At 73.1% G+C, this 24,232-nt stretch carries 25 protein-coding genes; 9 read left to right on the forward strand and 16 right to left on the reverse strand.

Annotation, left to right across the window (positions count from 1 at the left end):
• Positions 1–167: 167 nt before the first annotated feature.
• The gene (locus IE118_RS13215) at positions 168–1,070 is read right to left on the reverse strand and encodes an adenosine kinase (protein WP_189558001.1); all 903 of its coding nucleotides are present in this window, start codon (positions 1,068–1,070) and stop codon (positions 168–170) included.
• Between the two features lie 236 nt (positions 1,071–1,306).
• On the opposite strand from IE118_RS13215, the gene IE118_RS13220 reads away from it, so the two are divergent.
• Both IE118_RS13220 and IE118_RS13225 read left to right on the forward strand, forming a co-directional pair.
• On the forward strand, positions 1,307–1,978 hold the full coding sequence (locus IE118_RS13220) for a potassium channel family protein (protein ID WP_189558002.1): 672 nt from the start codon (positions 1,307–1,309) through the stop codon (positions 1,976–1,978).
• Positions 1,978–2,646, forward strand: a complete 669-nt coding sequence (locus IE118_RS13225; protein ID WP_189558003.1) for a potassium channel family protein — start codon at positions 1,978–1,980, stop codon at positions 2,644–2,646. The genes IE118_RS13220 and IE118_RS13225 overlap by 1 nt, the downstream gene beginning before the upstream one ends.
• Before the next feature lie 88 nt (positions 2,647–2,734).
• Here IE118_RS13225 and IE118_RS13230 read toward each other — a convergent pair whose 3' ends face one another.
• The 8 genes from IE118_RS13230 to IE118_RS13265 form a co-directional block, all read right to left on the reverse strand.
• The gene (locus tag IE118_RS13230) at positions 2,735–3,499 is read right to left on the reverse strand and encodes a DUF3159 domain-containing protein (RefSeq protein ID WP_189558004.1); all 765 of its coding nucleotides are present in this window, start codon (positions 3,497–3,499) and stop codon (positions 2,735–2,737) included.
• Between the two features lie 3 nt (positions 3,500–3,502).
• Positions 3,503–3,901 (reverse strand): OB-fold nucleic acid binding domain-containing protein, encoded by a 399-nt coding sequence (locus tag IE118_RS13235; protein WP_189558005.1) that lies wholly within the window; start codon positions 3,899–3,901, stop codon positions 3,503–3,505.
• A 104-nt stretch (positions 3,902–4,005) separates the two neighbouring features.
• The gene (locus tag IE118_RS13240; protein ID WP_189558006.1) at positions 4,006–4,683 is read right to left on the reverse strand and encodes a response regulator; all 678 of its coding nucleotides are present in this window, start codon (positions 4,681–4,683) and stop codon (positions 4,006–4,008) included.
• Positions 4,680–7,247: a DUF4118 domain-containing protein gene (locus tag IE118_RS13245; RefSeq protein ID WP_189558007.1), complete on the reverse strand. Its 2,568-nt coding sequence runs from the start codon at positions 7,245–7,247 to the stop codon at positions 4,680–4,682. The genes IE118_RS13240 and IE118_RS13245 overlap by 4 nt, the downstream gene beginning before the upstream one ends.
• Before the next feature lie 48 nt (positions 7,248–7,295).
• Positions 7,296–7,988, reverse strand: a complete 693-nt coding sequence (locus IE118_RS13250; RefSeq protein ID WP_189558008.1) for an ABC transporter ATP-binding protein — start codon at positions 7,986–7,988, stop codon at positions 7,296–7,298.
• Between the two features lie 196 nt (positions 7,989–8,184).
• Positions 8,185–8,943 (reverse strand): DUF3710 domain-containing protein, encoded by a 759-nt coding sequence (locus IE118_RS13255; protein ID WP_189558009.1) that lies wholly within the window; start codon positions 8,941–8,943, stop codon positions 8,185–8,187.
• A gap of 1 nt (position 8,944) precedes the next feature.
• Positions 8,945–9,508: a dUTP diphosphatase gene (gene dut / locus IE118_RS13260; RefSeq protein ID WP_189558010.1), complete on the reverse strand. Its 564-nt coding sequence runs from the start codon at positions 9,506–9,508 to the stop codon at positions 8,945–8,947.
• Positions 9,505–10,089 (reverse strand): PaaI family thioesterase, encoded by a 585-nt coding sequence (locus IE118_RS13265; protein ID WP_189558011.1) that lies wholly within the window; start codon positions 10,087–10,089, stop codon positions 9,505–9,507. The genes dut and IE118_RS13265 overlap by 4 nt, the downstream gene beginning before the upstream one ends.
• A 114-nt stretch (positions 10,090–10,203) precedes the next feature.
• Between IE118_RS13265 and IE118_RS13270 the strand changes: the two genes are divergently transcribed.
• Entirely contained in the window at positions 10,204–10,674 is a 471-nt protein-coding gene (locus IE118_RS13270) for a DUF3093 domain-containing protein (RefSeq protein WP_189558012.1), read from the forward strand.
• A gap of 143 nt (positions 10,675–10,817) precedes the next feature.
• On the opposite strand, the gene IE118_RS13275 is transcribed toward IE118_RS13270, so the two are convergent.
• The 4 genes from IE118_RS13275 to IE118_RS13290 all read right to left on the reverse strand — a co-directional run bounded on the left by IE118_RS13275 (position 10,818) and on the right by IE118_RS13290 (position 14,370).
• Entirely contained in the window at positions 10,818–11,765 is a 948-nt protein-coding gene (locus IE118_RS13275; protein WP_189558013.1) for a hypothetical protein, read from the reverse strand.
• A gap of 13 nt (positions 11,766–11,778) precedes the next feature.
• A complete protein-coding gene (locus IE118_RS13280) occupies positions 11,779–12,075 on the reverse strand; it encodes a DUF4193 domain-containing protein (protein ID WP_003993510.1) in 297 nt (98 codons plus the stop codon).
• 394 nt (positions 12,076–12,469) lie between these two features.
• Positions 12,470–13,711 (reverse strand): sensor histidine kinase, encoded by a 1,242-nt coding sequence (locus IE118_RS13285; protein WP_189558014.1) that lies wholly within the window; start codon positions 13,709–13,711, stop codon positions 12,470–12,472.
• 5 nt (positions 13,712–13,716) lie between these two features.
• A complete protein-coding gene (locus tag IE118_RS13290) occupies positions 13,717–14,370 on the reverse strand; it encodes a response regulator transcription factor (protein ID WP_007387794.1) in 654 nt (217 codons plus the stop codon).
• A gap of 446 nt (positions 14,371–14,816) precedes the next feature.
• On the opposite strand from IE118_RS13290, the gene IE118_RS13295 reads away from it, so the two are divergent.
• Positions 14,817–14,990, forward strand: a complete 174-nt coding sequence (locus IE118_RS13295; RefSeq protein ID WP_181007333.1) for a hypothetical protein — start codon at positions 14,817–14,819, stop codon at positions 14,988–14,990.
• Positions 14,991–15,048: 58 nt separating this feature from the next.
• Here IE118_RS13295 and IE118_RS13300 read toward each other — a convergent pair whose 3' ends face one another.
• Positions 15,049–15,897, reverse strand: a complete 849-nt coding sequence (locus tag IE118_RS13300; protein WP_189558015.1) for an inositol monophosphatase family protein — start codon at positions 15,895–15,897, stop codon at positions 15,049–15,051.
• Positions 15,898–15,905: 8 nt separating this feature from the next.
• Complete coding sequence (locus IE118_RS13305) at positions 15,906–17,033, reverse strand: ferrochelatase (RefSeq protein WP_189558016.1); 1,128 nt, start codon at positions 17,031–17,033, stop codon at positions 15,906–15,908.
• A gap of 148 nt (positions 17,034–17,181) precedes the next feature.
• On the opposite strand from IE118_RS13305, the gene IE118_RS13310 reads away from it, so the two are divergent.
• From IE118_RS13310 to sepH, 3 genes are all read left to right on the forward strand, one after another.
• Positions 17,182–18,420: an MFS transporter gene (locus tag IE118_RS13310; protein WP_189558017.1), complete on the forward strand. Its 1,239-nt coding sequence runs from the start codon at positions 17,182–17,184 to the stop codon at positions 18,418–18,420.
• Positions 18,380–19,699, forward strand: a complete 1,320-nt coding sequence (locus IE118_RS13315; protein ID WP_189558018.1) for a D-arabinono-1,4-lactone oxidase — start codon at positions 18,380–18,382, stop codon at positions 19,697–19,699. Before IE118_RS13310 ends, IE118_RS13315 begins: the two co-directional genes overlap by 41 nt.
• Before the next feature lie 315 nt (positions 19,700–20,014).
• Positions 20,015–21,064, forward strand: a complete 1,050-nt coding sequence (gene sepH / locus IE118_RS13320) for a septation protein SepH (protein ID WP_189558019.1) — start codon at positions 20,015–20,017, stop codon at positions 21,062–21,064.
• Between the two features lie 347 nt (positions 21,065–21,411).
• On the opposite strand, the gene IE118_RS13325 is transcribed toward sepH, so the two are convergent.
• Positions 21,412–22,263, reverse strand: coding sequence for a sulfurtransferase (locus IE118_RS13325; RefSeq protein WP_189558020.1), 852 nt, complete (start codon positions 22,261–22,263; stop codon positions 21,412–21,414).
• A gap of 207 nt (positions 22,264–22,470) precedes the next feature.
• Between IE118_RS13325 and IE118_RS13330 the strand changes: the two genes are divergently transcribed.
• Complete coding sequence (locus IE118_RS13330) at positions 22,471–23,274, forward strand: VOC family protein (protein ID WP_189558021.1); 804 nt, start codon at positions 22,471–22,473, stop codon at positions 23,272–23,274.
• A 78-nt stretch (positions 23,275–23,352) separates the two neighbouring features.
• Positions 23,353–24,228: a PhzF family phenazine biosynthesis protein gene (locus tag IE118_RS13335; RefSeq protein WP_189558022.1), complete on the forward strand. Its 876-nt coding sequence runs from the start codon at positions 23,353–23,355 to the stop codon at positions 24,226–24,228.
• Positions 24,229–24,232: the final 4 nt, after the last annotated feature.

Here is a 24,232-nt window from a genome sequence, read left to right on the forward strand (position 1 = left end):
CGGAGGTTCCATGCCTATATGACTAACCCGGCCGCAGCGCCACTCCACGTGGAGGTCCCATGCACACGACCGCAGAACTGATCGGCGCGGCGGCCGCGCTCGTCGTCCTCGGTGTCCTCACCGTGGCGAGCGTGCGCAGCTTCACACGGCGCTGACCTCTCCGCTCCTCACGCCCGGCCGGCCCCGGCGAGCAGGTCCTCGGGCCCGATGGCGGCCACCCGGGTCGAGGGCACCGTGCAGGCGTAGGCACCGGCCACCGCCCCGAGGCGGGCGCAGCGCAGGGGCGGCTCGCCGCCGAGCAGGCCGTAGAGGAACGCGGCCGCGAAGGCGTCGCCGGCCCCGTTGGAGTCCACGAGGGGTGCCGGGGGGACGGCGGCGGGGACGTGGGTCAGTTCGCCGTCGGCGAGCAGGAACGCCCCGTCGGCACCCGCGGTGACGACGACGGTCCGGGCCCGGCCCCGTGCGGTGATCCGGCGCATGGTGGTCTCCGGGTCCGGCAGGGCGGCGGCGGAGAGGAACACCAGGTCGGCGGCGAGGGCGAAGGGCTCGTGATACGGGTCGCGGCCGTCCCAGTCGTGCAGGTCGGTGGAGATCGTCACGCCGGGCTCGCGCAGCAGGGGCAGGGCGTCCGCGCAGGGCTGGGTGATGACCACGTGGGCATGGCGGCTGACCGCGGCGAGGTCGCGCACCGTCCGCTCGGGCAGCCGGTCGCTCTCCGCCCAGCGGGTCGCGTCGTACAGGGAGAGCCGCCGGCCGTCGGGGCCGACCAGGTTGACGGCGCGCTTGGTGCCGCGCGGCTGCGGCAGGGCGGTGAGCGCTATGTCGTGGTCCCGGTGCAGGGCGCGGACGAGGTCGCCCTCGTGGTCGTCACCGATCAGATCGAGGTGGTGGGTGCGCAGGCCGAGGGTACGGGTACCGAGGGCGACGAAGTCGCCGCTCTGTCCCGCGCGGGTGACGATGCCCGGCCGGATCATGTGGCTGTCGGCGAGCGGCACGGGCAGTCCGGGCACGTGCACCACGGTGTCCACGCCCGCGCCGCCCAGGACGAGGACGTCGATCTCGGTGGTCATGGCTGGTCGGCTCCTTGTCCCGAACCCCGTGGGTTCGCCGGCGGTGCGGATGCGGGGACCGGGCGCGCGGACGCGGCGGCCGGACCCCGGAGGGCGTCAGGACCGCGATCCCCCGGCATGATGTTGCCTGGCGGCCCGTTCTCCGGCCGCGATGTTCCGCCTGGCGAGCCGAAAGAGAGACATGAGCACGAAGGTCATGAAGGTCGAAGGGCCTGCAGGAAGCACGGTGTGACGCGATGCATATTGTCATCATGGGCTGCGGACGGGTGGGGTCCGCTCTCGCCCAGAACCTGGAGGAACAGGGCCACACGGTCGCCGTGATCGACCAGGACCCCACCGCCTTCCGCCGATTGGGCTCCTCGTTCGGCGGGCGCCGCGTCACCGGCGTCGGCTTCGACCAGGACACCCTGCGTGAGGCGGGCATCGAGGACGCGGGCGCCTTCGCCGCGGTGTCCAGCGGCGACAACTCCAACATCATCGCCGCACGGGTGGCCCGCGAGATGTTCGGCATCGAGAACGTGGCGGCCCGCATCTACGACCCCCGCCGCGCGGAGGTCTACCAGCGCCTCGGCATCCCCACGGTGGCGACCGTGCGCTGGACGGCCGACCAGATGCTGCGCCGGCTGCTGCCCTCGGGCGCCGAACCGCTCTGGCGCGACCCCACCGGCGGCGTCCAGCTCGCGGAGGTGCACACCTCCACGGCCTGGGTGGGCCACCGGATCAGCAGACTGCAGGACCAGACCGGTGTGCGGGTGGCCTTCCTGACCCGGCTCGGTGAGGCCGTACTGCCCAGCTCGCAGACGGTGCTTCAGGAGGGGGACCTGGTGCACGTGATGATGCGCACCGACGAGATCGACCGGGTCGAGGCGGCGTTCGCCAAGGGACCCGAAGAGGAGGGCGGTCACTGATGAGGGTCGCCATTGCCGGAGCCGGCGCGGTCGGCCGCTCGATCGCGGGCGAGCTGCTGGAGAACGGCCACGAGGTCCTGCTGATCGACAAGGCGCCGACCGCCATCTCGGTCGAGCGTGTCCCGATGGCGGAGTGGCTGCTCGCCGACGCGTGCGAGATCACGTCACTGGACGAGGCGGCGCTCCAGCGCTGCAACGTCGTCATCGCCGCGACGGGCGACGACAAGGTCAACCTGGTCGTCTCGCTGCTCGCCAAGACGGAGTACGGCGTGCCGCGGGTCGTCGCCCGGGTGAACAACCCGAAGAACGAGTGGCTGTTCAACGAGTCCTGGGGCGTGGACGTCGCCGTCTCCACGCCGCGTCTGATGTCGGCCCTGGTGGAGGAGGCGGTCAGCGTCGGCGACCTGGTCCGGCTGCTGCGCTTCAGCCACGGCGACGCCAACCTGGTCGAGCTGACCCTGCCGGAGGAGTCGGCGCTGGCCGGGACCCAGGTCGGGGACGTCCAGTGGCCGCAGGACACCTCGCTGGTCACGATCATCCGCGGCACCCGCGTGCTGACGCCGACGCGGGAGGACTCCCTGGAGGCCGGCGACGAGCTCCTCTTCGTGGCCGCCCAGGCCCGCGAGGAGCAGCTGGAGGACCTGCTGTCGGTCCGCAAGGAGTCGTAGGTCCCGGTCCGCGCACGGCGAAGGGCGCCCGGACGGAACTCCGGGCGCCCTCGTGCTCCTCGGGCCGGGACGCGCGTCCCGTACGGGGCTAGGACTCGCGGCGGTGGCGGCCGGCCGGGGCCGCCCCGCCCTCGCCCTGCGCGGCGGCGGCCTTGCGCTCCTCCTCCGCGCGCTCCTCCGCCTCCATCTCGGCGAACACGTCGATCGGCGGCGGCGCCTTCGCCAGGAAGACCCAGGTCAGATAGACCGCGAGCAGGAACGGCGGGATCTTCAGCGCGACCAGCACCCAGCCCAGCTGGGTGGTGTCCGCCCACCAGTACAGCGGGAAGAGGATGGCGCTCTTGCCGAGCAGGATCAGCCCCCAGGCCCAGCTGGCCTTGGTGTAGGCCTTCTTCCGCCCGGGGTTGCGGGTCCGCCAGGAGAGGTTCTCGCGGAAGACCGGGCCCAGCATCAGACCGATCAGCGGGACGCCCGCCATCGCGGTCACGATGTACGCCAGGGCCAGGCCCAGCGTGTAGAGCATGCCCGGCAGGTAGAAGTCCTTGGCGTTGCCGGTCATCATCGCGAAGACCACGCCGAAGCCCACGCCGAAGACACCGCTGAAGGCGTGCTTGACGGTGTCCTTGCGGGCCAGCCGGACCACGACCATCGCCAGCGCCACGGCGAGCGCCGCGATCGCCGACATGTGCAGGTCCTTGTTGACCGTGTAGATGCTGACGAAGAGGAGCCCGGGAAGCACCGTCTCGACCATGCCCCGCACCCCGCCGAACGCCTCGAACAGGGCGGCCTCCGTCACCGCCCGGGCGTCGTCCGCGGATGTGTCTTCGGTTGTCGGCTTGTCGAGCGACGTCACCGGCTACTCCCGTCCGAGGGGTCTCAGTTCGTATTTCGGGTTGAACAGCACCCGGCGGCCCCGGCTCATCGAGATCCGGCCCGATGCGATCAGCCTGCGGCCCGGCTCGATCCCGACGATGGAGCGCCGTCCGAGCCACACCACGTCCAGCGCGGCGGTGCCGTCGAAGAGCTCGGCCTCCAGGGCCGGCACTCCCGCACGCGGCCGCAGCGTGACCGTGCGCAAGGTACCAGTAACCGTCACTATCTGCCGGTCCTGGCAGTCACCTATCCGCGTGCAGCCGGCGGTCTCGGCGTCCTCGCGCAGCTCCTCCGACTCCAGGTCCTCCTGGGACGAGGAGAGCCGGTCGAGCATGCGCCGGAACCGGCCTGCCGGCTTCTCGGAACGGGGAACAGCACTCATATCTGAAGCGTACCGGGGTGCACTGACGGTTACGTACCCCCTGCCGCCCCGGCCCGAACCGGCCGCCGCCGGGGACGGCCGGCCGGGGGACGCCGCCGGCCCCGTCACCTCTCGAAGCGGTAGCCCATACCGGGCTCGGTGATGAGGTGCCGGGGGTGTGACGGATCCGCCTCCAGCTTGCGCCGCAGCTGCGCCATGTACACGCGGAGGTAGTTGGTCTCCGTCCCGTACGACGGGCCCCACACCTCCCGCAGCAGCTGCTTCTGCGCCACCAGCCGCCCGCCGGCCCGCACCAGCACCTCCAGCAGGTGCCATTCGGTGGGCGTCAGCCGTACGTCCCTGCCGTCACGGTTGACCTTCTTGGCGGCCAGGTCGACGGTGAACGCGTCGGTCTCCACCACCGCGTCACCCCCGTCGGCGGGTTCGGCACGCCGCACCGCGGCCCGCAGTCTGGCGAGGAGTTCGTCCATGCCGAAGGGCTTGGTGACGTAGTCGTCGGCGCCCGCGTCGAGGGCCTGCACCTTCTCGTCGGAGGCGTGCCGCGCGGACAGCACCAGGACCGGCACCCGGGACCAGCCGCGCAGCTGCCGGATCACCTCGACGCCGTCCATGTCGGGCAGCCCCAGGTCGAGGACGACCACGTCGGGGTGGTGCGCGGCGGCCACGCGGAGGGCGCCGGCGCCGTCGTGGGCGGAGTCGACCTCGTAGGAGCGGGCCTTGAGGTTGATCACCAGGGCGCGCACGATGGCCGGGTCGTCGTCGACCACCAGTACACGGGTCATGAGGGCTGCCTTTCCGGTTCTGCCGGTGCGGGGGGTGCGCCCGGCCCGGCCGGGACGGGTTCGCGGTGCTTCGCCGCGGCGCGCAGGGTGAGCGTCATGGTGAGACCGCCGCCGGGGGTGTCCTCGGCGTTCAGGGTGCCGCCCATGACCTCGGCGAAACCGCGGGCGACGGCCAGGCCGAGGCCGACACCGGCTCCGCGGGGGGCGTCGCCGTGCCGCTGGAAGGGTTCGAAGATACGGTCCTTGGCCTCGTCGGGCACACCGGGGCCCCGGTCGACGACCCGCACCTCGACCCGGTCGGCGTGGGCGCTGGCCGCGACCAGGACGGGCAGGCCCGCGGGGCTGTACTTGACGGCGTTCTCGATCACGTTGGCCATCGCCCGCTCCAGCAGCCCGGGGTCGACGGCGACCATGGGCAGCGCTTCGGGGACGTCCAGGGCGACACCGGCCTCGGGCACCCCGCCGAGCGCCATCGGCACCACCTCGTCGAGGTCGATCTCGCGGATCAGCGGGGTGACCGTGCCGGTGCGCAGCCGGGACATGTCGAGGAGGTTGCCCACCAGGTGGTCCAGGCGGTCGGCGCCGTCCTCGATGCCCTTCAGCAGTTCGGCCCGGTCCGCGGGCGACCACTCGACGTCCGCGGAGCGCAGCGAGGTGACGGCCGCCTTGATCCCGGCGAGCGGGGTGCGCAGGTCGTGGCTGACGGCGGCCAGCAGGGCGGTGCGGATGCGGTTGCCCTCGGCGAGGGCGAGGGCCCGGTCGGCCTGCTCGCGCAGCCGGCGGCGGTCCAGGACGACGGCGGCCTGCGCGGCGAAGGCGCCGAGCACCCTGCGGTCCTCGGCGGGCGGCACCCGGCCGGTGAGCGCCAGCGCCAGGTGGTCGCCGACCGGCACCTCCACGTCCGCGTCCTCGGGCCGCCCGACGGGCCGGCCGCGGCCCGCGTGGCCGGCGCAGGTCCACGGTTCGACGTCGCCCGCGCGTTCGAGCAGGGCGGCCGACTCCATGCCGAAGGTCTCCCGGACCCTTTCCAGCAGGTCCTCCAGGCCGGTCTCGCCGCGCAGCACGTTGCCGGCGAGGAAGGACAGGATCTCCGACTCGGCACGCAGCCGGGCCGCCTGGTGGGTGCGCCGGGCCGCGAGGTCGACCACGGACGCCACCGACGCGCCGACCCCGACGAAGATCAGGATGGCGATGATGTTCCTCGGGTCGGCGACACTCCAGGTGTGCAGGGGCGGGGTGTGGAAGTAGTTCAGCAGCAGGGAGCCGGCCGCCGCGGAGGCGAGCGCCGGCCACAGTCCGCCGAGCAGGGCGGCCGCCACCGTCAGCGTCAGGAACAGCAGCATGTCGTTGGCCAGACCCAGGTCCACCACGTCGAGCAGCACGGCGAGCACCGCCGGGCCGCCCACGCCGACCGCCCAGCCCCAGGCCCGCCGGGAGCGTCCGAGCCGCGCGCCCCGGGCACCGGGCAGTCCGCGGCCCCGGGCGACCTCCTCGTGGGTGACGATGTGCACGTCCAGGTCGGGTCCGGAGTCGCGGGCGACGGTGGCGCCGACGCCGGGGCCGAAGACGTACTGCCAGGTCCGGCGGCGGGAGGAGCCGAGGACGAGCTGGGTGGCGTTGGCGCCGCGCGCGAAGGCGAGCAGCGCGGCCGGTATGTCGTCGCCGACGACGTGGTGGAAGCTGCCGCCGAGGTCCTCGGCGAGGGTGCGCTGCTCGGCGAGTTCCTTGGGTGAGGCGGCGGTCAGTCCGTCGCTGCGCGAGATGTACACGGCGAGCAGTTCGCCGCCGGCGCCCTTCTCCGCCAGCCGTGCGGCCCGCCGGATCAGGGTGCGGCCCTCGGGCCCGCCGGTCAGGCCGACCACGATCCGCTCACGCGAGCCCCAGATCGCCGAGACCTGGTGCTCACTGCGGTAGCGCTGGAGGTGGGCGTCGACCCGGTCGGCCACCCACAGCAGGGCCAGTTCCCTGAGCGCGGTGAGGTTGCCGGGGCGGAAGTAGTTCGACAGGGCGGCGTCGACCTCGTCCGGCTGGTGGATGTTGCCGTGCGCCATGCGGCGGCGCAGCGCCTCGGGGGTCATGTCGACCAGCTCGACCTGGTCGGCCCGCCGCACCACCTCGTCCGGTACGGTCTCCGGCTCCCGCACTCCGGTGATCGACTCCACCACGTCACCGAGTGACTCCAGGTGCTGGATGTTGACGGTGGAGAGCACGTCGATCCCGGCGGCCAGCAGCTCCTCCACGTCCTGCCAGCGCTTGGCGTTGCGGGAACCGGGCGCGTTGGTGTGGGCGAGCTCGTCGACCAGGGCCACCCGGGGGCGGCGGGCCAGGACGGCGTCGAGGTCCATCTCGGCGACGACCGCCCGGCCGTGCGCCCGCTCCACGTACGGGATCTGTTCCAGGCCCTCCAGCAGCGCCTCGGTGCGGGGCCGGCCGTGCGGCTGGGCGAAGGCGATCACGCAGTCGGTGCCGCGCTCCGCACGCCGGTGCGCCTCGGCGAGCATCGCGTAGGTCTTGCCGACCCCCGGCGCCGCGCCGAGGTGGATCCGAAGCCTGCCGCGTCCCATACCGCCATTGTCCCGTCCCCGAACGGCCGTCCGACCGCCGGGCCCGGGTCAGTGCTCGGTGATCTCGCCGTCACCGAGTTCCAGTACGCGGTCGGCGAGGTCGAGCAGCGTGGCGTCGTGCGTGGCGACGAGGGCGGTGACCCGCTCGCTGCGGACGACGGCGCGCAGCAGCTCCATGACGGCGTGCCCGGTCTCGGCGTCGAGCTGGCCGGTCGGCTCGTCGGCGATGAGGAGGGAGGGGCTGTTGGCCAGGGCGCGGGCGATGGCGACCCGCTGCTGCTGACCGCCGGAGAGTTCGCCGGGCCGCTGTGCGGCGTGGTCGGCGAGGCCGACGAGGGACAGCAGCAGCGCGACCCGCTCCTCGCGCTCGCGCGGATCGGCCCGGCGCAGCCGCAGCGGGACGCCGACGTTCTCGGCGGCGGTGAGGATCGGGATGAGGCCGAAGGACTGGAAGACGAAGCCGACGTGGTCGCGGCGCAGGGCGAGCAGTCCGGCCTCGTCGAGCCCGGCGAGGTCGCTGCCGTCGACGTGGACCCGGCCGTGGTCGGGGGTGTCGAGGCCGCCGACGATGTTCAGCAGGGTCGTCTTGCCCGATCCGGAGCGTCCCTTGAGGGCGACGAGTTCGCCCCGCGGGACCTCGAAGGAGACGCCGCGCAGCGCGTGGACGGCGGCGGCCCCGGTGCCGTACGACTTGTGCACGTCCTCGACGCGCACCATGGTCTCGGTGACCACCCGACTCATCGACGCCCTCCCCCGTGGACCGGCGCAAAGTATCCCTGCCGGGCGCCCTCCCGATCAACGGTCGCGCCGGACCGTCTCCGCGGGTGGGGTCGTGGACCGTCGCGCCGGGGCGGGCCGGGTACGCGGCAGGGCCGCGCCCCTGCCGGGGACGCGGCCCTGCCGGGTCGGGCGCGGTCCGCGCCGCGGCGACGGCCGTCTAGCGGACCTCGGTGATCTCCGGTCCGCGCTGGAGCTGGCCCATGCCGCCGGCGAAGCGGGAGCCGCCCTCCTCCTGCTGCACGTTCTCGGGAACCATCTGCGCGTCGTTCGGCAGCTGGAGCACGATCGGGTCGCGCGGCGCCATCGGGCCCTCCCCGCGGACCACGACCGTGTCCCGGAAGATCTGCTCGAGCAGCCCGGCGGCCTGCGGCTGCACCGCGCCCTGGCCCGAGATGACCCCGCGCAGGAACCAGCGGGGGCCGTCCACGCCGACGAACCGCACGACCTGGTAGCCGCCGGTGCCGTCCGGCAGCTGCACCGGCACCTGCGCGCGCAGTTCCCAGCCCAGCGGGCCCTCGACCTCGTCGATGATGCCGCCCTGCTGGGTGATGCCGGAGGCGATCTCCTCGCGGACCTCGCCCCAGATGCCCTCGCGCTTGGGTGCCGCGAAGGCCTGCAGCTGGATGGCGCTGTCGCGCAGTACGACCGTGGCCGCGACGATCGCGTCGCCCGCGACCTCCACCCGCAGTTCCATGCCGTCGACGCCGGGCACGAACAGCCCGCCCAGGTCGACCCGGCCCTCTCCGGGTTCGCGGATCTCGGTGCTGTCCCAGGGCCCGTCGGGCCGCGGCGCGGGCTCGAGCCTCAGCCGCTCGGCCTCCTCACCGTCCGCCTCAGCGTCGACACCGTCGACGACCTGCTCGGCCTCGCCGGCCGCACCGTCGGCGGCATCCTTCTTCTTGCGACGTCCGAACACGTCACTGTCCTTCCCGGTCGGATACGACCGAAGCGTATCGATTCCCACCCGCTGTACCGCCCACGGCGGCCTGAACGCTTGTGCCGCTCTTACCTTCTTCCACCGCGGCATGGCCGCCGGTGGACCCGAAGCCCCCCTCGGCCCGGGCCGAGGGGGGGAGCTCCGCGACCGACACGAAGCGGACCCTCTCGACCTGCTGGACGACCAGTTGGGCAATCCGGTCGAAGCGCTCGAACCGCACGGACTCGCGCGGGTCGAGATTCACCACGATCACCTTGATCTCCCCACGGTACCCGGCATCAACCGTCCCCGGGGCATTCACCAGGGCGACGCCGCAGCGGGCGGCCAGACCGGATCGCGGGTGCACGAAGGCCGCGTACCCCTCGGGCAGCGCCACAGACACCCCGGTCGGCAGCACGGCCCTTTCCCCGGGGGCCAGTTCGCAGGCTTCGGTGGTCCGCAGATCGGCTCCCGCGTCGCCCGGGTGCTCGTACGCCGGGAGCGGTACGTCGGGGTCGACGCGCCGGAGCAGTACCTCGAGGGCGCCGCGGCCGGATCCGTTCACGGGTTCACCTCGAAGGCACGCGCGCGGCGCACCTGGTCGGGGTCGCTCATCGCGGCCCGGATCTCCTCCTCGCGGCCGTGGTCGATGAAGTGGTCGACCTTGACCTCGATGAACAGGGCGTCGGCGCGGACCGCGACGGGGCCCTCGGGGCCGCCGATGCGGCCGGTGGCGGTGCAGTAGATCTTCCGGCCGGCCACCGCCGTGACCTCCGCCTCCAGGTACAGCACGGTGTCGACCGGGACCGGGCGGACGAAGTCCGTCTCCAGCCTGCCGGTGACCGCGATGGTGCGCAGCAGCCAGTTGAGGGAGCCGAGCGTCTCGTCCAGGGCGGTGGCGAGCACGCCGCCGTGCGCGAGTCCCGGGGCGCCCTGGTGGGCGGCCTGCACGGTGAACTCGGCGGTGATCGTCACGCCTTCGCCGGCGCGGGCCTGGAGGTGCAGCCCGTGGGGCTGTTCGTCACCACAGCCGAAGCACTGGCCGTAGTGGGCGCCGAGGAGTTCGCCGGGGGCGGGGGCGTCGGGGTGGCGCACCGGTTTCGAGGCGTCGGCGGGGGGCTGAAGAGCTGCGGAAGTACCACTCACAGGCGCAGACCTTACCCGCCCGCCCGGTGCCCGCCACCGTCCTGCCCGGCGGGGCCGCGCCCCCGGCCGCCCCTGATGGCGGCCGGGTCCCGGCACCGTGCCAGACTCGGATTCATGCAGCTCTCCGCCGGCCCGTACGAAGAACGCCTCACCGCCCCCCGCTCCTGGTGGCTGCTCTGCATCCTGGCGGGGGTCTCCATGGCGCTGATCCTGCTGCCGTTCGGCACGCTGCCGATGCTCGGCGGCCTGGCCGGCGGCACCGCCGCCGCGGCCGTGGTGGCCAGCTCGTACGGCTCGGTGCGGATCCGGGTCGTGGGCGGTCATCTGATCGCGGGCGAGGCGAGGATCCCGGTGTCGGCGCTTGGCGAGGCGGAGGTCCTCGACGCCGAGGAGGCCCGGGCCTGGCGCACCCACAAGGCCGACCCGCGCTGCTTCATGCTGCTCCGGGCGTACATTCCGGGCGCGCTGCGCGTGGACGTCACCGATCCCGACGACCCGACTCCCTACGTCTTCCTGTCGACGCGGGAGCCGGAGCGGCTGGCGCAGGCGCTGCGGTCGGCGAAGGACGCGGCGGACGCCGCGTAGGGCCCGTCCGGCGGAGGAGGCCGGGGCCGTGGGGCGCGTCGTCCCGCCGCCCGGGCGGGCGGCCGCCGGCCGCGGCAGGTGCGGCGCACCGGCTCCGCCGTTCGTCCGCCGGCGGTCCGGCCGCCCCCGCGCGCGGGCGGCGCTCACGGGGCGTGGGGTCCGCCGTCCTTCTTCCGCGGGTGGCCGCCGAGTTCCTTGAGGGCGTCCTCGGGGAGCACGTCCGCGGGGCGCTCCAGGGCGGGCAGCTCCGGCAGGGCCTCCCAGGGCACCTGGATCCTGCGCAGGTCGTCACGGATGCGGGCGGCGAGCTTTCTGGTGTCGCGGCGGTTCATGACCGCGCCCACCGCGGCTCCGACCAGGAAGGGCATCAGGTTCGGCAGGTTGCGGACCGTGCGCTTCATGATCCGCTGGCGCAGTTCGCGCTTCATGCGGCTGTTGAGGGCCGCGCTCACGGTGGAGGGCTTGGTGGCCTGGACCCCCCGCTCCTCCGACCAGGAGTTCAGGTAGACGGTGCTGCGCTGGGCGAGGGCACCGGCCGGCCGTACGCCGTAGACCTCGTGGAGTTCGGCGATCAGCTTCAGTTCGATCGCGGCGACGCCGGTGATCTCGGCGGCCAGTTCCGCGGGCATCGCGGGCGGCACGGGCATCATCGCCGCTGCGCCGACTCCGGCGCCGACCGTCGCGGTGGCCTTGGCGGCCCCCGACACCAGTCTGTCGGCGAGCTCCTCGGGACCGAGCCCGGGGAACTGCCGGCGCAGTGTCGCGAGGTCGCGTACGGGCACCCGCGGGGCGATCTCGATGATCCGGTCCGCCAGGTGCGCCAGCCCCGCACGGGCGCGGGCGCCGCCCCTGCGGGCGCCTTCCCGGGCCTTCTCGCGGAACACGGCGGCCCGCCGGTGCGCCACGGGCGCGGTGACCTCCAGGGACGCCGGGAGGTCACCCCGGCCGGTTTCTGCTGCGAGCGAGGCCGCCCCGGTACCGGTTGAGCCCCGCTCTTGGTCACGCGTGTCGTGCTGCGGGCCCCGCTGAGGCCCTGTGTCCGCTCCCTTCGAGAAGAGGCGGCGCTTCCGCGGAGGGGTCGAGCCAGTCACGGCCGACCCCGCCTCAGTCGCAGTCGCGGCAGATCGGCTGGCCGTTCTTCTCGCGGGCCAGCTGGCTGCGGTGGTGGACCAGGAAGCAGCTCATGCACGTGAACTCGTCCTGCTGCTTGGGCAGCACCCGGACGGCCAGCTCCTCGTTCGAGAGGTCCGCGCCGGGCAGCTCCAGGCCTTCGGCGGCCTCGAACTCGTCGACGTCCACGGCCGAGGCGGACTTGTCGTTCCGCCGGGCCTTCAGTTCTTCCAGGCTGTCCGAGTCGACGTCGTCGTCGGTCTTGCGTGGAGTGTCGTAGTCGGTGGCCATAGTCGCTCTCCCCCTCTGGGTGTATGCGGTGTCTCCAGCGCACGTAACGCGTGAGAGGCCGGACTTGTGCCCGACCTGAGGCGGAGATTTTGCCTCACATCAAGGTCTGTTACTCAATCGACACCCAACCGGACTCCCCATGAGTGATCGGCTTGGATGGCGATGGGGACCGTACACGGTCCGAACGCCGCACATCAAAGGCGCCTCACCGTGTACTTCCCGTGATCAGGGCCCCTGAAAACCGGGACTTTCCCGACCTTCCGGCCCCATACATGATCACGGAGAGTGGATGACCGGGAAAACGCCCCTGTGATCGATCACACATGGGCGCCCCGGACGCGCGTCCTGAAAATTCCGCGCAAAGCGAACACCCCGTTGTGTCGGGGGCATGATCTCAGATCGGAAGGGTGACGCGCATCACGAGTCCGCCCCCCTCCCGCGGCCGCGCGTAGATGTGTCCGCCGTGCGCCCGGGCGACCGACCGCACGATGGACAGCCCGAGTCCGACGCCCTTGTCGCTGCCCGTCCGCTCGGTGCGCAGCCGGCGGAACGGCTCGAAGAGGTTGTCGATCTCGTACGCCGGGACCACCGGCCCCGTGTTGGACACGACCAGGACCGCCTGGCCGTGCTGCACCTCGGTGGTGACCTCGACCCAGCCGTCCTCGGGCACGTTGTAGCGCACGGCGTTCTGCACCAGGTTCAGGGCGATCCGCTCCAGCAGCACGCCGTTGCCCTGGACGACCGCGGGCCGGCGCTCGCCCCGGATCACCACGTGCCGGCTCTCCGCCTCGGCGTGCACCTGGTCGATGGCCTGGCCGGCCACCTCGGCGAGGTCCACCGGCCCCCGCTCGACGATCTGGTTGTCGCTGCGGGCGAGCAGCAACAGGCCCTCGACGAGCTGTTCGCTGCGCTCGTTGGTGGCCAGCAGCGTCTTGCCCAGCTGCTGGAGCTCCACCGGGGCGTCCGGGTCCGACAGGTGCACCTCGAGCAGGGTGCGGTTGATCGCCAGCGGGGTGCGCAGCTCGTGCGAGGCGTTGCCGACGAACCGCTGCTGGGCGGTGAACGCCCGCTGGAGCCGCTCCAGCATGTCGTCGAAGGTGTCGGCCAGCTCCTTCAACTCGTCGTCCGGGCCGTCCAGCTCGATCCGCCGGGACAGGTCGGAACCCGCCACCGCGCGGGCGGTGCGGGTGATCCGGCCCAGCGGCGACAGGACCCGGCCGGCCATGGCGTAGCCGAAGGCGAAGGCGATCACCGCGAGCCCGAGCAGGGCCAGCAGCGAACGGCTGAGCAGGTCGTCCAGGGCGTGCTGGCGCTGCTCGTTGACGCAGCTGTTCAGCGCCCGGTTGAGCTCGTCCGCGGGCAGCTCGGCGCTGCGCAGGTTGCACACGTCGCTGGAGACCTGGCCCACGAGGATCCGGAAGGGCAGGTCACTGCCCACGTTGAGCGCGTTGGCCGCGAGCAGGTAGATGATCGACAGCAGCATTATCCCGGCGATCAGGAACATGCCGCCGTAGAGCAGGGTGAGCCTTATCCGGATGGTCGGACGCAGCCAGGGGAAGGGCGGGACCGGCCTGCGGGGGTCCCAGGTGGGTTTCGGGGGCGCCTGCGGGGTCGCGGGCGTGGGGCTGGAGGCCACGGTGATCAGATCCGGTAGCCCGAGCCGGGCACGGTCACGATGACCGGCGGCTCGCCCAGCTTGCGGCGCAGGGTCATCACGGTCACCCGCACCACGTTGGTGAACGGGTCGGTGTTCTCGTCCCACGCCTTCTCCAGCAGCTGCTCGGCGGAGACCACCGCGCCCTCGCTGCGCATGAGCACTTCCAGCACGGCGAACTCCTTGGGCGCCAGCTGGACCTCCTTGCCGTCGCGGAAGACCTCGCGGCGGTTGGGGTCGAGCTTGATCCCGGCGCGCTCCAGCACGGGCGGCAGCGGCACGCTGGTGCGCCGCCCGAGGGCGCGCACGCGCGCGATCAGCTCGCTGAACGCGAAGGGCTTGGGCAGGTAGTCGTCGGCGCCGATCTCCAGGCCCTCGACCCGGTCGCTGACGTCGCCGGACGCGGTGAGCATCAGCACGCGCGTGGGCATGCCGAGCTCGACGATCCTGCGGCAGACGTCGTCACCGTGCACGAGCGGGAGGTCGCGGTCGAGGACGACCACGTCGTAGTCGTTGACTCCGATGCGCTCCAGGGCGGCCGCACCGTCGTACACGACGTCGACGGCCATGGCCTCCCGGCGCAGACCGGTGGCCACCGCATCGGCGAGCAGCTGCTCGTCCTCGACGACGAGTACGCGCACGTCGCTTGTCCTTCCTCATGTCCCGCGCCCGCGCAGCGCCTCGGGGCGCACGCGGGCGGGGATGCTGGTGGGTGTTGCCACCATCCTGCCCTTTTCGGCCGTAAGTCGGCTGTAAGACGGCGGGGCGGCCGGTGACCGCCGGCCCCGGGGCCGGGGAACGTACGGGCGAACGGCGCGGGAATACGCAATTTTTCTCGCGTGCTGAGGTTTCCACGGAAGAGAGCGTGGGGAGGACGGGTTTACATCCCGCGATCACGCTCCGCATGTACCGCACCACCATGTGGTGCCACGCGGTCCGCTTCCGCAGAGCGGGCGTGGATGTCCGGCACCGTCGCCGCCCGGCCGGGGTGGCGGTGGGCATCCGCTCCGGACGTGATCGTCCAGTCCTTCCCGACCGGCACACCCCCGTGCCACCGACCCACCGACCCAGGACGAGGGGGCGCAGCATGGACGCATTCACCGCAGGACTTCTGCAGCGCATAAGGGCGACCGAGTCCGACCTGACGCGGGCGCGCGACGAGGGCGACGACTTCCTCGTCGACGTGGAGCAGGGCGAACTCGACGACCTGCGTCGCCTCGCCGCCGAACACGGCGTGGAGGTCGGCGCGTACAGCGTCTGACCGGTCCACAGGCGGGACGGGCCCCGGCGAATCCAGCGCCGGGGCCCGTTCGCGTCGCTCAGGCGCCCCGCGGGTGCGGGGAGGGTCCGTCCCCGTCGTGCCAGGCGCCGAAGTCCTCCAGGAGCCGCTGGAGGGGCTCGAAGACGCCCGGGGAGGCGGCGACGGCCAGCTCGTAGGAGGGCCTCTGCCCGGGGCGGCCTCCGGTCAGCGCGCCCGCCTCGCGGGCGATGAGGTCGCCGGCGGCGAGGTCCCAGGGGTGCAGTCCGCGTTCGAAGTAGCCGTCGAGCCGTCCCGCCGCGACGTCGCACAGGTCGATCGCGGCCGAGCCGCCGCGCCGGATGTCCCGCAGCAGCGGGATCAGCCGCCGTGCCACGTCGGCCTGATGGGTGCGGACCTCGGTGACGTAGTTGAACCCGGTCGACACCAGGGCCTGGTCCAGGGGCGGCGAGGGCCGGCAGGTCAGCCGGCGCTCGCCCGCCCAGGCGCCGGTGGCGTACGCGCCGCCGCCGCGCACCGCGTGGTACGCCTCGCCGCGCATGGGGGCCACCACGGCCCCGGCCACCGTCTCGCCGTCCTGCTCGGCGGCGATGGACACGGACCAGCTGGGCAGGCCGTAGAGGTAGTTCACCGTGCCGTCGAGGGGGTCGATCACCCAGCGGATGCCGCTGCTGCCCTCGGTGGAGGCGCCCTCCTCACCGAGGAAGCCGTCCTCCGGGCGGCGTTCGGCGATCGTCGTGGTGATCAGTTTCTCCGCGGCGATGTCCATCTCGGTGACGACGTCGATCGGGCTGGACTTGGTCGCCGCGACCGCGAGGTCGGCCGGGCGGCCGTCGCGCAGCAGCTCGCCTGCGCGGCGGGCCGCTTCCCGGGCCAGCCACAGCAGTTCCGCGTGCAGGGGGTCGGTCACGGGACTCCTCACGCGTAGGGGCTGTCGGCGCCCGCCGCGGCGGGGCGCGGGGCGCGGGCCGGGCAGCAGCCGACGGGGCAGAGGTTGTGGCTCGCGCCCAGGGCTCCCAGGGCGCACGGGGTGACGTCCTGCCCGCGCTCGGTCCGCGCGCGCTCCACCACCAGCTCGCGGATCGCGGCGGCGAAGCGCGGGTCGGCGCCGACGGTCGCCGAGCGGCGCACCGGCAGGCCCAGCTCCTGCGCCTTGGCGGTGGCCTCGGTGTCGAGGTCGTAGAGGACCTCCATGTGGTCGGAGACGAAGCCGATGGGGGCCATCACCACGGCCGGCGCCCCGGCCGCGTGCCGCTCCTCGAGGTGGTCGCAGATGTCGGGCTCCAGCCAGGGGATGTGCGGGGCGCCCGAGCGGGACTGGTAGACGAGCTGCCAGGGGTGGTCGACGCCGGTGCGCTCCCGGACGGCGTCGGCGATCAGCCGGGCCACGTCCAGGTGCTGGGCGACGTAGGCCCCGCCGTCCCCGTGCTCCTCGACGGGGCCGGAGGTGTCGGCGGCGGTATCGGGGATGGAGTGGGTGCAGAAGGCGATGTGCGCGCCGTCCCGGACGTCCTCGGGGAGGTCGGCGAGCGAGCGGAGCACCCCGTCGACCATGGGTTCGACGAAGCCGGGGTGGTTGAAGTAGTGCCGCAGCTTGTCGACCTGCGGCAGCTGGAGGCCCTCCGCCTCCAGGGCGGCGAGGGAGTCGGCGAGGTTTTCGCGGTACTGGCGGCAGCCGGAGTACGAGGCGTAGGCGCTGGTGGCGAGGACCAGGATGCGGCGGCGGCCGTCCCGGACCATCTCCCGCAGGGTGTCGGTGAGGTAGGGCGCCCAGTTGCGGTTGCCCCAGTAGACGGGCAGGTCCAGGCAGTGGCCGGCGAAGTCCTTCCGCAGCGCGTCCAGCAGGGCGCGGTTCTGGTCGTTGATGGGGCTGACCCCGCCGAAGAGGAAGTAGTGCTGCCCGACTTCCTTGAGGCGTTCCTTCGGGATACCGCGCCCGCGGGTCACGTTCTCCAGGAACGGGACCACGTCGTCCGGGCCTTCGGGCCCGCCGAAGGAGAGCAGGAGCAGGGCGTCGTAGGGGCTGGCATCGAGCACGTCAGGCATGCCTCGATCCTGCCACCTGGTGCCGGCCGCCGGGACGGGGCGGGGGGTGGCGGCGTGCGCGCAGCGGAATTCGGTGGTGCATCGGAGTGACCCCGGCAGTAATCTGTACCGACCGTGGTCGCACCTTACTGAGCCTTCCGGAGCCTTCGTGCCCAGCCCCTATCGCGCCCTGTTCGCCGCCCCCGGCAGCAAGGCCTTCTCCGCCGCGGGGTTCCTCGGCCGGATGCCGCTGTCCATGATGGGCATCGGCGTGGTGACGATGATCTCCCAGCTCACCGGGCGGTACGGGCTGGCGGGCGCCCTGTCGGCCACGATCGCGCTCTCGGCGGCGGTGGCGGGCCCGCAGGTCTCGCGTCTGGTGGACCAGTACGGGCAGCGGCGGGTGCTGCGCCCGGCGACCCTGGTCTCGCTGACCGCGGCGGCGCTGCTGCTGTGCGCCGCGCACTTCGCGTGGCCGGAATGGGTGCTGTTCGTCGCGTGTGTCGGCATCGGCTGCGTGCCGAGCGTCGGCGCGATGATCCGGTCCCGCTGGGCCGCCGTGTACCGGGGCACCCCGAAGCTGCACACCGCGTACTCGTTCGAGTCCGTGGTCGACGAGATCTGCTTCATCTTCGGGCCGATCGTCTCCATCGGGCTGTCCACGGCCTGGTTCCCGGAGGCCGGTCCGCTGCTCGCGGCCTGCTTCCTGGCGGTCGGCGTCTTCTGGCTGACCTCGCAGCGCGCCACGGAGCCTGAGCCGCATCCGCGCGAAAACCGGGGCGGCGGCACGGCGCTGCGGTCCGGAGGGCTCCAGGTCCTGGTCGTGACGTTCGTGGCGACGGGGACGATCTTCGGCGCGGTGGACGTGGTCACCGTGGCCTTCGCCGAGGAGCAGGGGAACAAGACCGCGGCCAGCGTGGTCCTCGCCGTGTACGCGCTGGGCTCGTGCGTGGCGGGGCTGGTCTTCGGGCTGCTGCACTTCGCGGGGGCGCCGGAACGCCGGTGGCTGCTCGGCGTCTGCGCCATGGCCGTGAGTATGATCCCACTCCTACTGGTCGGAAACTTGCCGTTTCTGGCCGTGGCGCTGTTCGTAGCGGGACTGTCCATCGCTCCGACGATGATCACGACGATGTCCCTCATCGAAGAGCACGTACCACGCGCGCAGCTCACCGAGGGCATGACCTGGGTGAGCACCGGGCTCGCGGTCGGGGTCGCGGCGGGCTCCGCCGCGGCCGGCTGGGTGATCGACGCTGCCGGGGCGCGTGCCGGGTACGGGGTTCCGGCAGTGGCCGGGGCCGTCGCGGTCGCGGTCGGTTTCCTCGGTTACCGCCGGCTCAAGCGGCCGGCTCCGGGTCGGGGAGGCTCCGTTGGGCAGCACAGCGAGCGCGAGGAACGGCACATGGCGTAACTGGGGAGGCACCGTCTCCGCCCGCCCCGCGCGGGAGGCGTCGCCGGCCTCGGTCGAGGAGCTGGCCGCCGTGGTGCGCCGGGCCGCCGAGGACGGGCTGCCGGTGAAGGCGGTCGGCAGCGGGCACTCCTTCACGTCCATAGCCGCCACCGACGGGGTGCTGATCCGGCCCGACCTGCTGACGGGCATCCGTGACATCGACCGGGAGGCCGGCACGGTCACGGTCGAGGCCGGAACCCCGCTCCGGAGGCTCAACGTGGCCCTCGCGCGCGAGGGCCTGTCGCTGACCAACATGGGCGACATCATGGAGCAGACGGTTTCCGGGGCCACCAGCACCGGCACGCACGGCACGGGCCGCGACTCCGCCTCCATCGCCGCGCAGATCCGGGGCCTGGAACTGGTCACGGCCGACGGTTCGGTGCTCACCTGCTCCGAGAAGGAGAACCCGGACGTCTTCGCGGCCGCGCGGATCGGCCTCGGCGCGCTCGGCGTCGTCACCGCGGTCACCTTCGCCGTGGAGCCGGTGTTCCTGCTGACGGCCCGCGAGGAGCCGATGCCCTTCGACCGGGTCTGCGCCGAGTTCGACCAACTGCACGCCGAGAACGAACACTTCGAGTTCTACTGGTTTCCGCACACCGGCAGCACCAACACCAAGCGGAACAACCGCAGCGCGGGCCCGGAGCGGCCGGTGCCGCAGCTCAAGGGCTGGATCGAGGACGAGTTCCTCTCCAACGGGGTCTTCCAGGTGGCCAACTGGGTCGGCCGGGCGGTGCCCGCGAGCATTCCGGCCATCGCGCAGATCTCCAGCAAGGCACTGTCCGCGCGGACCTACACCGACATTCCCTACAAGGTGTTCACCTCGCCGCGCCGAGTGCGCTTCGTGGAGATGGAATACGCCGTCCCGCGTGAGGCCCTGGTGGAGACACTGCGCGAATTGAAGGCCATGATCGACCGCTCGCGGCTGCGGGTCAGCTTCCCGGTCGAGGTGCGCACCGCGCCGTCCGACGACATCACGCTGTCCACGGCCTCCGGCCGGGACAGCGCGTACATCGCCGTCCACATGTTCAAGGGCACCCCCTATCAGAGGTATTTCACCGCCGCCGAGCGCCTCTTCACCGCCCATGAGGGCCGGCCGCACTGGGGGAAGATCCACACGCGGGACGCCGAGTACTTCTCCCGGGTGTATCCGCGCTTCGCCGAATTCACGGCTCTCCGGGACCGGCTGGATCCGGAACGCCGGTTCCGCAATGACTACTTGCGGAGGATCCTGGGGACATAGAGGATGCGTTGGGCGGCGCGCCAATCCACGCACGTGGCCCATATGGAGTACTGTTGCGAGCCCTGGGTCCGGTCTCCCGTCAGGGTGCCTGGGACCTTTGAGGACCGCCGGGAGGGGGGCTTGTTGCACAGGGTGACGCGTTTGGTCACTTAGCGTTGCGAATAGGTAACCGTGCCATAACGGCGATCCAGGGCCCGCGCCCGACACGCCGGGCAACTCGGCAAGGTTGTGGCAGGCTGCACCCGGGCAGGCCACACTCGACTAGCGGAAGCAGCGACGCACGTGACGTCGGCAGGCACCACCCGGGAGGTCCCCATGCCCGAACTGCGTGTCGTGGCCGTCTCCAATGACGGCACACGGCTGGTGCTGAAGGCTGCGGACAGCACGGAGTACACGCTTCCGATCGACGAGCGGCTCCGGGCCGCCGTGCGCGGCGACCGTCCGCGTCTCGGCCAGATCGAGATCGAGGTGGAGAGCCATCTCCGCCCCCGCGACATTCAGGCACGTATAAGAGCCGGTGCGACCGCGGAAGAGGTCGCGCAGATGGCCGGCATCCCCGTGGACCGGGTCCGCCGCTTCGAGGGCCCCGTCCTCGCCGAGCGCGCGTTCATGGCCGAGCGGGCCCGCAAGACCCCGGTCCGCCGCCCCGGTGAGAACTCCGGTCCGCCGCTCGGCGAGGCCGTGCAGGAGCGGCTGCTGCTGCGCGGCGCGGAGAAGGACACCGTCCAGTGGGACTCCTGGCGCCGCGACGACGGCACCTGGGAAGTGCTGCTGGTCTACGTGGTCGCGGGGGAACCGCACTCGGCGAGCTGGACGTACGACCCGCCGCGGCGGCTCGTCCAGGCGGTCGACGACGAGGCGCGCTCGCTGATCGGCGAGTCGGACGACCTCGCCGCGCCCGAGCCCAGCTTCCCGTTCGTCCCGCGCATCGCCCGGCTGCCGCGCGACCGTCCCCTGGACCGCCCCGGCGACCGCGAGCGGCCGAGCCTGCCCGCGCAGGCGTCCGAGCCCGCCGAGGAGTCCACGGCGGTCACGGCGTCCGGTGATCGGGACTCGCTGACCAGCCTGCTGGAGGCGGTGCCGAGCTTCCGGGGCGACCTGGTGGTGCCGGAGCGCACGCCGGAGGCCGTACCCGAGGAGCCGGAGTCCGAGCCCGAGGCGGAGGAGCCGCCGGCTCCGGCGGCCTCCGCCGGTGCCGCCTACGCGGACGTGCTGATGCCGCGTTCCGTCACCAGTCACCGGGACCGGCTGATCGGCTCGACCGACCGTCAGGCCGAGGCGGACGGCGTCCGCCCGGGCCGCCGCGCGGCGGTGCCGAGCTGGGACGAGATCGTCTTCGGGACCCGGCGGAAGAAGCAGGAGTAGGCCTTTCGTGCCGTCCGCACGGGCGGACGGTTGACGGAGCAACCGCAGCGCTGAGGGGCGCTCGCCGACCGGCGGGCGCCCCTTGGGCGTGTGCCACGGGCGTGCGGCCGTCCCCTGCGAAACGGGCTCGAGCGGTGTGTGCGTCATGCGCCGACCCGAACGCGTCCTGCCCGCGCCGGCCGGCCCGGCGGTTCGCAGCCGGACCGTGCCTGGGGTACGTCCCGGGCAGACGGAAGCGACGCGGCGCGTGGACGCACCGGGGTCGGCCCGTCGGCGCGCCCACGTCGGGACCGTGGCCGGAGGGGCCGCCCCGTGCCGCGGACGCGGTCGGGGCGCCGCCCTTCCGGCTACTGCGGGTCCGGGCCCACCGCGACCGGCCGCTCCGGGTCCGAGGACCACTCCGACCAGGAACCCACGTAGAGGTCCGCGGGGATGCCCGCGACCGCCAGCGCCAGCACCTCGTGCGCGCCGGAGACACCCGAGCCGCAGTACACGCCCACCGGGGAACTCCCCGACACGCCCAGGCCCTTGAACCGTGCCTCCAGTTCCCCGGCCGTCAGGAACCGGCCGTCGGCGCCGGTGTTCTCCGTGGTGGGCGCCGAGACCGCGCCCGGGATGTGCCCCCCGACCCGGTCGATCGGCTCCACCTCACCGCGGTACCGCTCCCCCGCGCGGGCGTCCAGCAGCACGCCCGAACGCGCCAGCGCCGCCGCGCCGTCGGCGTCCAGCAGCCCGGTCTCCCCCGGCACCGGCGCGAAGTCCCCCTCGGCCGGCCGCGGCACCGACGTCTCCAACGGCCCCTCCCAGGACGGCAACCCGCCGTCGAGGACCCGCACGTCCGGGTGACCCGTCCAGCGCAGCAGCCACCACGCACGGGCGGCACCCCAGCCCATGCCCCCGTCGTACACGACGACCGGTGTCCCGGCCGACACACCCGCCCGCCGCATCGCGGCGCCGAACACCGCGAGGTTCGGCAGCGGATGGCGGCCGCGGCCGCCCGGCGCGGATGCCAACTCCTCGTCCAGGTCGACGAAGACGGCACCGGGAAGGTGTCCGGCCAGGTACGCGGCCCGTCCGTCGAACGGCGGCTCACCGGCCGCCCGGGCCGTGCTGAGCTGCCAGCGGACATCGAGCAGCACCGGCGGATTCCCGCCCGTCAGTTCACTCGCGAGTTCGGATGCGGAGATGATGGCGTTCATGGTCACCCATCCTCGCGCACGGGGTGGCCCTGTCGTCCAGGTCCGGCTACTCTGCTCGGCCGGACTGGACCGGTCACGAGGCGTACGGTACCGGGCACATACCGTGTCGGCACCGGCACGGGAACGATCCGCCGAGCGGACGGGACACGCCCCCGCAGGGCGAGAAGACCACGGCCGGCGCCACGGGCGGCCGGGAAGGCAGCGACAATGACCGACGCACGGGGGAACGCCCGCCCGAACGGTGAGGCACCCGGCCGGCTCACACCCGGTACACCCTGCTGGGTGAGCCTCATGGTCCACGGCTTCGAGGCGACCGAGGAGTTCTACGGGGCGCTGTTCGGCTGGGAGTTCCGCCCCGGCCCCGAGCAACCGGGCCCCTACGTACGCGCCTTACTGAACGGGCACGCGGTGGCCGGCATCGGAGTGTTCCCCGCGGACCGCCGCCTGCCCGTCGCCTGGACGCCCTACTTCGCGTCGGACGACGTCGACGCGACGGCCCACACGGTCCGCTCGTGCGGCGGCACCGTCGGAGTGGGCCCGCTGGACGCCGGCCGCGCGGGGCGCCTGGCCATCGGCTCCGACCCGGGCGGCGCCGTCTTCGGCATCTGGCAGCCGGCCGGGCACACCGGCCACGCGCTCACCGGTGCGCCCGGCACCCCCGCCTGGAACGAGCTGACCACCTACGAGACCACTCACGTGGCCAAGTTCTACGAGACGGTGTTCGGCCACGACGAGGAGCGCACGGTCTCCGCCGACCGCGACCACGTCACCCTCCACCTGGACGGCCGCCCCGTCGCCGCGGTGCACGGCCTGGGCAACGCCCTGCCCCGCGACCGGGGCCCGCACTGGACGACGTACTTCGCCGTGACCGACACCGACGACGCGGTCGACCGGGTCCGGCGCCTGGGCGGCCGGGTCCTCGAACCGCCCCGCGACGGCGACCACGGCCGCGTCGCCGTGGTGGCGGACCCGGAGGGGGCGCGGTTCGCGGTGGTGGAGGTGGTTGGGTGACGAGGGTGCTCAAGTCCGGCTGGAGGTCGGCACACATGTCGGGGGAATAGCCGTGCGGCGGGGGGATGTTGCGGAAGCATGACGACTGAAGCGCCGCGGCCCGAGGTACTGCGCTACACCGCCTTCTCCAGCTCGCCCGACGGCGGTAACCCCGCCGGTGTCGTACTGGACGCCACCGGTATGGACGACGGCGACATGCTGGCCGTCGCCGCCGGACTCGGGTACTCGGAGTCCGCGTTCCTGACCGCGCCCCCGGAGGGACTCGGTGGGCGGGAGGGGCGTGCGTACACCATTCGTTACTTCAGCCCCAAGGCCGAGGTGCCGTTCTGCGGGCACGCCACCGTCGCGACCGCCGTCGCGCTGGCGGAACGCATCGGCCCCGGGGAGCTGGTGTTCGCGACGCGCGCCGGCACCGTGCCGGTGGAGGTGGCCGAGGAGGGCGGGACGCTGCGGGCCACGCTCACCAGCGTCGAGCCGCACGTCGAGGAGATCGCCGGCGCCGACCTCACGGAGGCGCTCGCCGCGCTCGGCTGGCCGGCCGCCGATCTGGATCCGGCCTTCCCGCCCCGGATCGCGTTCGCGGGCGCCCGCCACCTGGTGCTCGCGGCGGCGACCCGCGCCCGCCTCGCCGACCTGGCGTACGACTTCGCGCGTCTGGAGGCTCTCATGCACGGTCTGGACCTGACCACGGTCCAGCTGGTGTGGAGGGAGTCGGCCACCGTGTTCCACGTGCGTGACCCGTTCCCCGTCGGCGGGGTGGTCGAGGACCCGGCGACGGGTGCGGCGGCCGCCGCGTTCGGCGCGTACGCCCGGGACCTCGGCCTGGTGCCGGAGGACGCCGTCCTCACCCTGCACCAGGGCGAGGACCTGGGCCGCCCCGGTGAGCTCACGGTGACGCTGCGCGCCGGGGACGGGCGGGTGCGGGTGGGCGGCGCGGGAGCCCGTATCGGCTGAGCGC

This window comes from Streptomyces pilosus, assembly GCF_014649835.1.
In the GTDB taxonomy this organism is placed as follows: Bacteria; Actinomycetota; Actinomycetes; order Streptomycetales; family Streptomycetaceae; genus Streptomyces; species Streptomyces pilosus.

Bases quoted from the DNA above. Each gene is read 5' to 3' on its own strand.
- IE118_RS13295 (WP_181007333.1), top strand. From the start codon at position 14,817: ATGGACGCATTCACCGCAGGACTTCTGCAGCGCATAAGGGCGACCGAG.
- IE118_RS13225 (WP_189558003.1), top strand. From the start codon at position 1,978: ATGAGGGTCGCCATTGCCGGAGCCGGCGCGGTCGGCCGCTCGATCGCG.
- IE118_RS13215 (WP_189558001.1), bottom strand. From the start codon at position 1,070: ATGACCACCGAGATCGACGTCCTCGTCCTGGGCGGCGCGGGCGTGGAC.
- IE118_RS13235 (WP_189558005.1), bottom strand. From the start codon at position 3,901: ATGAGTGCTGTTCCCCGTTCCGAGAAGCCGGCAGGCCGGTTCCGGCGC.
- IE118_RS13335 (WP_189558022.1), top strand. From the start codon at position 23,353: ATGACGACTGAAGCGCCGCGGCCCGAGGTACTGCGCTACACCGCCTTC.
- IE118_RS13325 (WP_189558020.1), bottom strand. From the start codon at position 22,263: ATGAACGCCATCATCTCCGCATCCGAACTCGCGAGTGAACTGACGGGC.
- IE118_RS13250 (WP_189558008.1), bottom strand. From the start codon at position 7,988: ATGAGTCGGGTGGTCACCGAGACCATGGTGCGCGTCGAGGACGTGCAC.
- IE118_RS13245 (WP_189558007.1), bottom strand. From the start codon at position 7,247: ATGGGACGCGGCAGGCTTCGGATCCACCTCGGCGCGGCGCCGGGGGTC.
- IE118_RS13280 (WP_003993510.1), bottom strand. From the start codon at position 12,075: ATGGCCACCGACTACGACACTCCACGCAAGACCGACGACGACGTCGAC.
- IE118_RS13270 (WP_189558012.1), top strand. From the start codon at position 10,204: ATGCAGCTCTCCGCCGGCCCGTACGAAGAACGCCTCACCGCCCCCCGC.
- IE118_RS13330 (WP_189558021.1), top strand. From the start codon at position 22,471: ATGACCGACGCACGGGGGAACGCCCGCCCGAACGGTGAGGCACCCGGC.
- IE118_RS13305 (WP_189558016.1), bottom strand. From the start codon at position 17,033: ATGCCTGACGTGCTCGATGCCAGCCCCTACGACGCCCTGCTCCTGCTC.
- IE118_RS13220 (WP_189558002.1), top strand. From the start codon at position 1,307: ATGCATATTGTCATCATGGGCTGCGGACGGGTGGGGTCCGCTCTCGCC.
- IE118_RS13240 (WP_189558006.1), bottom strand. From the start codon at position 4,683: ATGACCCGTGTACTGGTGGTCGACGACGACCCGGCCATCGTGCGCGCC.
- sepH (WP_189558019.1), top strand. From the start codon at position 20,015: ATGCCCGAACTGCGTGTCGTGGCCGTCTCCAATGACGGCACACGGCTG.